This window comes from Lysobacter yangpyeongensis, from assembly GCF_042655745.1.
In the GTDB taxonomy this organism is placed as follows: domain Bacteria; phylum Pseudomonadota; class Gammaproteobacteria; order Xanthomonadales; family Xanthomonadaceae; genus Agrilutibacter; species Agrilutibacter yangpyeongensis.
The window spans coordinates 1-1,902 of sequence record NZ_JBHSNM010000023.1; the positions used below are offsets into that span (position 1 = coordinate 1).

Below are 1,902 nucleotides of genomic sequence, written 5' to 3' on the forward strand. Positions count from 1 at the left end.
GAAGGCACAACTCGCCGAGCTGGAATGGCCAATCGTCGAGAGGCCCACGGAAGAACCGGGAGGCGAGATGCGCTGGCTGGCTGCTTGGCGAAGCCACTGCAACGATTTTCAGCGGCCTAACGCCTGAATTAAGCCGAGCCGCGAAGCGGCTTCGGCTTGAATGAATTGTTAGGGGGCAGGCTGCGATTCTCCAACGAACTCAAAGTTGACGAACTTTTCCTTTGGGTATCGCTTTAGCGCCGCCGCCCTAAACTTGTCTCTCATTGTGCAGATGGACTCATTTGTCCGGTCTACATGATAAATGACGTCGTCGGTCAATCGCTGGAGTTTGTTGTAAGTAGGTTGTCCCAATGCAGATGTGAACTGAGCGCCGGTGTACTCAGCAGAATCGTTGAAACCGGCAGCCATCAGCCTTGGCTGCACCTCAGTAAGGATCATTTCCGATCTGGCGTTAATGGCCTTTAGTGCTTCTATGTAACGCCGCTCCTCTACCGATAGCTCAAAGAGCAGCTGCTGCTCAGTTGCTGATGAGAGGAAATCAAGTGACTTAAAGTCAAACCGTAGCGTGTCGAGGTCGAATGGGAGAGTGGCTTGTATACCGATGTGGCGCCCAGGATGATGGCGTTGAGGATCAATGTGATCCTTTTGATAGAGCTTCAGCTCATTGGCCTGTTGCATCATGACCAGGAGGGCTCTATTGGCAGCAGCTATATTCGATCGGTCGATCTCGCGCGATTTTTCAACCGACTGGAGCTTGAATGCTGCCCAAGCACCAGCGAACGAAGCGATAAGAGTCGCCAAAGGATTGATGATGTCTGTCATATGCCGAGGAAGTTGATCCTGCCCCCTAACGCCTGAATTAAGCCGAGCCGCGAAGCGGCTTCGGCTTGAATGAATTGTTATGCAGCCAGGAGAGCCGGTGAAGTGAGGCCGCTGAAGAGATCTTAGCCCAGGACAATCGGTGCTCGAGAATCACCCCATGGGGCTGGGAAAGGAATCGGGCGAGCTTTGACCGGCCGAAGGCGAGGGCGCTGCTGCGGCTGCCGAGGACGCTGCAGCTGCGTAGCGCCGGCGAGTTGCCGGAAGACGCGATGCTTTTGGCGCAGATGCCAAGCCACTCAAGCTGCGGAAGAAGACCGGGTGCACGATAGGCTTGAACAACCTCTATCCCACCGCGCATAACGCTTAGTAGACCCCAAAAGCGGGGATATGGACGGGATATTCAGGTGGCGCCGACAGGGAGTCAAGGCGGGAAACCGCGAGGAAGATCAATCGGTTGCGCCGGGCGGACGGGCGGCGAAGGCGCTAGAAGCGCCGTGCATATTTCACTTTGCGGGGCGATAAGTTTTATGACCCGCAAATGTTGAATTTGCTCTTGTCCGGCGGAGCGGTGGTGTGTACGGCCTAACGCCTGAATTAAGCCGAGCCGCGAAGCGGCTTCGGCTTGAATGAATTGTTAGGCCTCAGCCAGCAGCTTTGCCGTGAGCCCAACGCCAAAGACTGCGATGCCCCAAATCAGAAATGGTACGAGTACTGCCCAGAACACCGAAGGCCAGTAGCCAACCCTTTTTCGGAGCCAAGGAAGGCTAGCTCTACCAAATGCCAAAAAGAAGATTGGCAATACAAAAAACGTGAATGTTGTTTGGGTCAAATGGCCTGAGGCGCCAAAAAGGAGAAAGGCAAGCGGGAAGACCCAGGCAGAAACATAGTAGGGCCAGAACTCCCTGGCGGCTTTGAGAAGGCTGTTGGACGATTGTCTTGATGCTTCCATGAGGCCTAACGCCTGAATTAAGCCGAGCCGCGAAGCGGCTTCGGCTTGAATGAATTGTTAGGCGCCGGAAATTGCCAAAGTAAGTGCGACAACTCCAGCCCCCAAGAATGCAGGGGTGAGCTGGCAGACTG

Annotated in this window: 1 protein-coding gene; it reads right to left on the minus strand. The window is 54.8% G+C overall.

Going from position 1 to position 1,902, the window contains the following annotated elements; translation table 11 throughout:
- Positions 1-168: 168 nt before the first annotated feature.
- Positions 169-822 carry a hypothetical protein gene (locus ACFPN1_RS16235; protein WP_386756264.1) on the minus strand — a complete coding sequence of 218 codons (654 nt, stop codon included), beginning with the start codon at positions 820-822 and terminating at the stop codon, positions 169-171.
- Between the last annotated feature and the right edge of the window lie 1,080 nt (positions 823-1,902).